Annotated in this window: 7 protein-coding genes; 6 read left to right on the top strand and 1 reads right to left on the bottom strand. The window is 68.1% G+C overall.

The genetic code is table 11. From position 1 onward, the window contains the following. Window positions 1-114: 114 nt before the first annotated feature. Window positions 115-1,368 (top strand): Ig-like domain-containing protein, encoded by a 1,254-nt coding sequence (locus ACFVZW_RS30755; protein ID WP_384528125.1) that lies wholly within the window; start codon window positions 115-117, stop codon window positions 1,366-1,368. Between the two features lie 14 nt (window positions 1,369-1,382). On the opposite strand, the gene ACFVZW_RS30750 is transcribed toward ACFVZW_RS30755, so the two are convergent. Continuing rightward, a complete protein-coding gene (locus ACFVZW_RS30750; protein WP_362363701.1) occupies window positions 1,383-1,784 on the bottom strand; it encodes a hypothetical protein in 402 nt (133 codons plus the stop codon). Between the two features lie 177 nt (window positions 1,785-1,961). Here ACFVZW_RS30750 and ACFVZW_RS30745 point away from each other — a divergent pair, with 177 nt between their 5' ends. From ACFVZW_RS30745 to trpD, 5 genes are all read left to right on the top strand, one after another. After that, entirely contained in the window at window positions 1,962-2,582 is a 621-nt protein-coding gene (locus tag ACFVZW_RS30745) for a heme-copper oxidase subunit III (protein WP_384528122.1), read from the top strand. A 67-nt stretch (window positions 2,583-2,649) separates the two neighbouring features. Then, the gene (locus tag ACFVZW_RS30740; RefSeq protein WP_362363698.1) at window positions 2,650-3,459 is read left to right on the top strand and encodes a c-type cytochrome; all 810 of its coding nucleotides are present in this window, start codon (window positions 2,650-2,652) and stop codon (window positions 3,457-3,459) included. Next, window positions 3,456-4,508: a Rieske 2Fe-2S domain-containing protein gene (locus tag ACFVZW_RS30735; RefSeq protein ID WP_384528119.1), complete on the top strand. Its 1,053-nt coding sequence runs from the start codon at window positions 3,456-3,458 to the stop codon at window positions 4,506-4,508. Before ACFVZW_RS30740 ends, ACFVZW_RS30735 begins: the two co-directional genes overlap by 4 nt. Beyond that, window positions 4,505-6,130 carry a cytochrome bc complex cytochrome b subunit gene (locus ACFVZW_RS30730; protein ID WP_384528116.1) on the top strand — a complete coding sequence of 542 codons (1,626 nt, stop codon included), beginning with the start codon at window positions 4,505-4,507 and terminating at the stop codon, window positions 6,128-6,130. Before ACFVZW_RS30735 ends, ACFVZW_RS30730 begins: the two co-directional genes overlap by 4 nt. Window positions 6,131-6,280: 150 nt before the next feature. Further along, on the top strand, window positions 6,281-7,390 hold a 1,110-nt coding region (trpD, locus tag ACFVZW_RS30725), incomplete at its 3' end, for an anthranilate phosphoribosyltransferase (RefSeq protein ID WP_384528113.1).

Raw genomic sequence — 7,390 nt, 5'->3', positions numbered from 1 at the left:
GCTCGCGACTCTCCGCTCTGCGCCCGCTCAAGACACACCGCCCGCACCCCCCCCCGCCCACTGTTTTGCAGCACTCGACGCGCTGGGCGCGAGGAATGTTCTTACGGTGATGTCATGAACGACACGCCGCGCATTCGGACTGTTCTGAGCTGCACCCTTATGGCCCTCATGGTCACCGCCAGCGCCGGTGCCTGCGCGGGCACCGACGGCCACCCCCTCTCGGCGAAGCCCTACGACGCCGCCGAGCAGGTCTCCTTCAACGCCCCCGCCGACGGCGAGAAGGCCGACCCGGACAAGGCGCTGGAGATCACGGCCAAGGGCGACGACGGCCGCATCACCGACGTGACGGCCATCGACGAGACCGGCCACCACCTGGCGGGCGAGCTCACGGCGGACGGCCAGAGCTGGCGCTCCACGGGCTCGCTGACGGCCGGCGGCCGCTACACCGTCAAGGTCTCCACGGAGGACGAGGACGGCGCCCCCGGCACCCGCACGTTCACGTTCGAGACGGCCCCGGCCAAGCGGGGCCTGACCGCGACGTTCGGCCCTGAGGCGGGCACGTACGGCGTCGGGCAGCCCATCACGGCCGACCTCAGCGTCCCCGTCAAGGACAAGGCGGCCAGGAAGGTCGTCGAACGGGCCCTGAAGGTCCGCTCCACGCCCGCCGTCGAGGGCTCCTGGTACTGGGTGGACGACCAGAAGCTGCACTTCCGCCCGAAGGAGTACTGGCCCGCGGGCGCGTCGGTCTCGGTCACCGGCAACCTCGCCGGCGTCAAGGTCGGCGACAAGCTGTACGGCGGGGAGTCGAAGCCGTTGAAGCTGACGATCGGCGACCGGATCGAGGCCGTCGCGGACGCGGGCTCGTACTCCATGACCGTGCGGCGCAACGGAGAAGTGATCAAGACCATGCCGGTGACCACCGGCAAACCGGGCTTCTCGACCCGTAACGGCATCAAAGTCGTCCTGGGCAAGGAGTACTACGTCCGGATGCGGGGCACCAGCGTCGGCATCGCGGAGGGCAGTTCGGAGTCGTACGACCTGCCCGTCTACTACGCGACCCGGGTCACCTGGAGCGGTGAATACGTCCACGCCGCGCCCTGGTCCGTAGGCTCACAGGGGTTCGCGAACGTCAGCCACGGCTGTGTCGGCATGTCGACGGGCAACGCGGCCTGGTTCTTCGAGACCGTCCGTCCGGGCGACATCGTGCAGACCGTCAACAGCATCGGCGACACGATGGACCCGTTCGGGAACGGTTTCGGCGACTGGAACCTGGCCTGGGACAAGTGGCGTCAGGGCAGCGCTCTGGTGGCCGACGCCAAGAGCGCCGCCCACCAGCCCGACCCGACCCGCCTGCAGCCGTCGATCTAGCGCGTGTCCGGCCGTCAGGCGTCGATGGACAGCCGCGAACGCAGCAGCGCCGCCAAGGACGCCGCGAACTCGACCGGTTCCACCGGAAGGGTGACAGCGGCGTCCGCACGGCTCCAGGTGGCCAGCCAGGCGTCCTGCGGGCGGCCGATCAGGAGCAGCACCGGCGGGCACTGGAAGACCTCGTCCTTGATCTGCCGGCACACACCCATCCCGCCCGCCGGCACGGCCTCGCCGTCCAGGACGCAGACGTCGATCCCGCCCTCGTCCAGGCGCTTCAGCACGGCCGGGAGTGTCGCGCATTCGAAGAACTCGACCGGCGGAACGTCGGCCGCGGGCCTGCGCCCCGCAGCCAGGCGCACCTGCTCCCGCGTGTTCGCGTCGTCGCTGTAGACCAGGACCGTGGCGCTCGACTGCATCGTTCCTCCGTGAAGGTCATCAACCGATGCGGCGGATGCTACTCCGTCCCACACCCCGTCAACACCGGTTCGACACCGCCAGGGAGACCGCTTCGATGGGCCGTTCGGGCTGGACACAGGCCCCTGACACTCCGAACGGCACCCCCCGGAGTGAGGGCGGGATAAGCGACCGACATAATGTCGGTCGTGGCGACAGTAACGACAGTAGAAACCGGGCACGCGCACCCGTCGGTCAATCGACCGAACCTCACCAGCGTCGGAACCATCATCTGGTTGAGTTCCGAGCTGATGTTCTTCGCGGCCCTCTTCGCGATGTACTTCACCCTGCGATCGGTGACCGGTCAGGAGTTCTGGGAGGAACAGGCATCGGCCCTGAACTTCCCGTTCTCGGCGACCAACACCACGATCCTGGTGCTTTCCTCCCTCACCTGCCAGCTCGGCGTCTTCGCCGCGGAGCGGGGCGATGTGAAGAAGCTCCGGACGTGGTTCATCATCACGTTCGTGATGGGTGCGATCTTCATCGGCGGCCAGGTCTTCGAGTACACCGAGCTGGTCAAGCACGAGGGCCTTTCGCTCTCGTCGAACCCGTACGGCTCCGTGTTCTACCTGACCACCGGTTTCCACGGCCTGCACGTGACGGGCGGTCTCATCGCCTTCCTGCTGGTCCTGGGCCGGACGTACGCCGCCAAGAGGTTCACTCACGAGCAGGCAACCGCCGCCATCGTCGTGTCCTACTACTGGCACTTCGTCGATGTCGTCTGGATCGGCCTCTTCGCCACGATCTACATGATCAAGTAATCGGGTCCCGGGACCCGAGCACATCCAGCAAGCATCGACGCAGAAGATCCTGACACCGGGGTAATCCGTGAAAAAGCTCTCCGCACGACGACGCCATCCGCTGGCGGCGGTCGTCGTCCTACTTCTCGCGCTGGCGGCCACTGGGGGGCTGTACGCCGCGTTCGCGCCCGCGGGCACGGCGAAGGCCGATGAAACCGCCCAGTCCCTCGCCATCGAGGAGGGCAAGAAGCTCTACTCCGTCGGCTGCGCCAGCTGCCACGGAACCGGCGGTCAGGGCACCACTGACGGCCCCTCCCTGGTCGGCGTCGGCTCGGCCTCCGTGGACTTCCAGGTCGGCACGGGCCGTATGCCGGCCCAGCAGCCGGGCGCCCAGGTGCCGAAGAAGAAGGTCATCTACACGCAGGCTGAGATCGATCAGCTCGCGGCGTACATCGCCTCCCTCGGCGCCGGCCCGATCACGCCGAAGGCGAGCCAGTACAGCCCCGACGGCGCCGACATCGCCCGTGGTGGCGACCTGTTCCGTTCCAACTGTGCCCAGTGCCACAACTTCACGGGTGAGGGCGGTGCGCTGACGCACGGCAAGTACGCCCCGAACCTCGAAGGCGTGAGCCCGAAGCACCTGTACGAGGCCATGCAGACCGGCCCGCAGAACATGCCCTCCTTCCCGGACACGACCATGCCGGAGAAGGAGAAGAAGGACATCATCGCGTACGTCCAGGCCGTCAACGGCGAAAAGGCCGACAGCCCCGGCGGGCTCTCGCTCGGCGGCCTCGGCCCGGTCAGCGAGGGTCTGTTCGCATGGGTCTTCGGCCTGGGTGCGCTGATCGCAGTTGCCGTCTGGGTCGCGGCCCACACCGCTAAGGCCAAGAAGTCATGAGTAGCCAAGAGATTCCAGAAGAGAACCTGCCCGCTGAGCAGGACACCGCGCACGGCGCGGTGAAGGTCCTCGACGACCCGTTCGCCGACCCGGGCCTGCCGCCTCACAAGCCGCGCATCCAGGACATCGACGAGCGGGCCGCCAGGCGGTCCGAGCGTGCGGTCGCCTTCATGTTCACGCTGTCGATGCTGGCCACGATCGGCTTCATCGCCTCGTACGTGATCTTCCCGGTCGACAAGATCGTGTACATCTGGCCGTTCGGCCGGGTGTCCGCGCTCAACTTCGCCCTGGGATGGACGCTCGGCCTGGCGCTGTTCTTCATCGGCGCGGGCGCGGTCCACTGGGCCCGCACCCTGATGTCCGACGTCGAGATCGCCGACGAGCGTCACCCGATCCAGGCCTCCCCGGAGACCAAGGCGAAGGTCATGGCGGACTTCGCGGCCGGTGCCGCCGAGTCCGGCATGGGCCGCCGGAAGCTGATCCGCAACACCATGTTCGGCGCGCTGTCGCTCGTACCGCTCTCCGGCATCGTGCTGCTGCGTGACATGGGCCCGCTGCCCGAGAAGAAGCTCCGGTCCACCCTGTGGGCCAAGGGCAAGCAGCTCATCAACATGAACACGCACGAGCCGCTGCGTCCCGAGGACGTCGCGGTCGGTTCGCTGACCTTCGCGATGCCCGAGGGTCTGTCGGAGCACGACCACGACTTCCAGGTCCAGATCGCCAAGGCCGCCCTGATGATCGTCCGCATTCAGCCGGAGGACATCAAGGACAAGCAGGAACTCGAGTGGGGCCACGAGGGCATCGTCGCCTTCTCGAAGATCTGCACCCACGTCGGCTGCCCGATCTCCCTGTACGAGCAGCAGACGCACCACGTGCTCTGCCCGTGCCACCAGTCCACCTTCGACCTCTCCGACGGCGCCCGCGTCATCTTCGGCCCGGCCGGTCACGCCCCCCCGCCGCTGCGGATCGGCGTGAACGACAAGGGCTTCCTCGAGGCGCTCGGCGACTTCGACGAGCCCGTCGGCCCGTCCTTCTGGGAGCGCGGATGAGCACTGTGACCGACACCAAGAAGAAGGCACCCGCCGGTGAGCGGGTCGCCGACTGGGCCGACGGCCGCCTGGGGATCTACTCCCTGGCCAAGGCCAACATGCGGAAGATCTTCCCGGACCACTGGTCCTTCATGCTCGGTGAGATCTGCCTCTACAGCTTCATCATCATCATCCTCACGGGCGTCTACCTGACGATGTTCTTCCACCCGTCGATGAACGAGGTGGAGTACCACGGCAGCTACGTCCCGCTGCAGGGACAGCTGATGTCCGAGGCGTTCAACTCGACCATGCACATCTCCTTCGATGTGCGCGGTGGTCTGCTCATCCGGCAGATCCACCACTGGGCGGCGCTGATCTTCCTCGCCGGCATGTTCGTGCACATGATGCGCGTGTTCTTCACGGGTGCGTTCCGCAAGCCGCGTGAGATCAACTGGCTGTTCGGCTTCCTGCTGTTCTTCCTGGGCATGTTCACCGGCTTCACCGGTTACTCGCTCCCGGACGACCTGCTGTCCGGCACCGGTGTCCGCTTCATGCAGGGCGCGATCCTGTCCGTGCCGGTCATCGGCACGTACCTGTCGATGTTCCTGTTCGGCGGGGAGTTCCCCGGCGGCGACTTCGTGGCCCGGTTCTACTCGGCGCACGTCCTGCTGCTGCCCGGCATCATGCTGGGTCTGGTGGTCGCCCACCTGATCCTGGTCTTCTACCACAAGCACACGCAGTTCGAGGGCCCCGGCCGTACGAACAAGAACGTCGTGGGCATGCCGCTGCTGCCGGTCTACATGGCCAAGGCCGGAGGCTTCTTCTTCCTGGTCTTCGGTGTCATCGCGATCATCGCGGCGATCGCCTCGATCAACCCGATCTGGGCGCTCGGCCCGTACCGGCCCGACCAGGTCTCCACCGGCGCCCAGCCCGACTGGTACATGGGCTTCGCCGAGGGTCTGATCCGTGTCATGCCGGGCTGGGAGATCAACCTCTGGGGCCACACGCTCGTCCTGGGCGTGATGATCCCGCTGGCGATCTTCCCGGCGGTCCTCGCGGCGATCGCGGTGTACCCGTTCATCGAGTCGTGGATCACCGGCGACAAGCGCGAGCACCACATCGCGCAGCGCCCGCGCAACGCTCCGACGCGCACCGCCTTCGGTGTCGCCTGGATCACCGCGTACATGATCATGCTCGTCGGTGGTGGAAACGACCTCTGGGCCACCCACTTCCACCTGTCGCTGAACTCGATCACCTGGTTCGTCCGGATCTTCTTCTTCGCCGGACCGGTCATCGCGTTCGTCGTCACCAAGCGGATCTGCCTCGGCCTCCAGCGCCGGGACAAGGACAAGGTGCTGCACGGTCGCGAGTCCGGCGTCATCAAGCGTCTGCCGCACGGCGAGTTCGTCGAGGTGCACCAGCCGCTCAGCCAGGGCGAGCTGTACAGGCTCACGGCCCACGAGCAGAACAAGCCGGCCGAGCTCGGCCCCCTCGTCGACGAGAACGGCGTGGAGCGCAAGATCGGTCGCATGGAGAAGCTCCGGGTCAAGCTCAACAAGGGCTACTACGGCGAGGACCACCAGATCGCCAAGCCGACCGCCGAGGAGTACAAGGAGATCACCAGCGGCCACGGCCACCACTGATCACCTGACTCCCCCCGGGGCTTCGCCCTGAGGGGACGCCCAGAAGGTCGCCACAGCGGGAGCCCCGTCCATTCGATGGACGGGGCTCTTTGCCGTCCCCGTGGGTCGATAGGGTGGAGTCGTATCGTCACGCACTGACCAGGAGCTGCCATGAGCGCTGCGACCCCCGCTGGAGGACCTACGTCGGCGGGCCGCTCCTGGCCCGCCGTACTGGACGGACTGCTGACCGGCCGCGACCAGAGCGCCGAGGACACCGCCTGGGCGATGGACCGCATCCTGCGGGGTGAGGCGACCGACGCCCAGATCGCCGGCTTCGCCGTCGCGCTGCGCGCCAAGGGCGAGACCGTCGAGGAGATCACCGGCCTCGTCCGGACCATGTACGAGCATGCCAATGTGATCGAGGTCCCCGGCCCGTCCGTGGACATCGTCGGCACCGGCGGCGACGGCGCGAAGACCGTCAACATCTCGACCATGTCGGCGATCGTCGTGGCCGGTACCGGCGCGAAGGTCGTCAAGCACGGCAACCGTGCCGCGTCCAGTGCGAGCGGCGCCTCCGACGTCCTGGAGAAGCTCGGCGTCAACCTCCAGCTGACCCCGCAGCGGGTCGTCGAGGTCGCGGAGGAGGCCGGGATCACCTTCTGCTTCGCGGTGAAGTTCCACCCGGCGCTGCGCCATGTGGCCGCGGCCCGCAAGGAGCTCGGCATCCGGACCACCTTCAACTTCCTCGGTCCGCTCACCAACCCCGCCCGGGTCAAGGCGCAGGCCACCGGTGTGGCCGATGCCCGGATGGCCCCGATCATGGCCGGGGTGCTCGCCGAGCGCGGCTCCTCGGCGCTGGTCTTCCGCGGAGACGACGGCCTGGACGAGCTGACGACCACGGCCACCTCGCGCGTCTGGGTGGTACGGGACGGTGCGGTGCGCGAGGAGGCCTTCGACCCGCGGGACGTCGGCATCGAGCTCGTACCGGTGGAGGCGCTGCGCGGCGCCGACGCCTCGTTCAACGCCGATGTCGCCCGCCGGCTGCTCGCGGGCGAGACCGGACCGGTACGGGACGCGGTCCTGCTGAACTCGGCGGCCGCGCTGACGGCCCTGGAGCCGGGCGGGGGCACCCTCGTGGAGCAGCTGCGCGAGGGGATCGCGAAGGCGGCCGAGTCGAGGGTCCCGGGGGGGGGGGGGGCGGGGCGGGGGGGCGGGGGCGCGGCCCCCCCCACGGAGGGGCACCACCCCCACCCCCCGAGCCGATCCCGCTCGGGGGTGGGG

The sequence above is a fragment of the Streptomyces sp. NPDC059567 genome (assembly GCF_042735655.1).
GTDB lineage: Bacteria > Actinomycetota > Actinomycetes > Streptomycetales > Streptomycetaceae > Streptomyces.
Note: the sequence above shows the minus strand (reverse complement) of the source record. Positions and strands in the feature narration are given on the sequence as shown.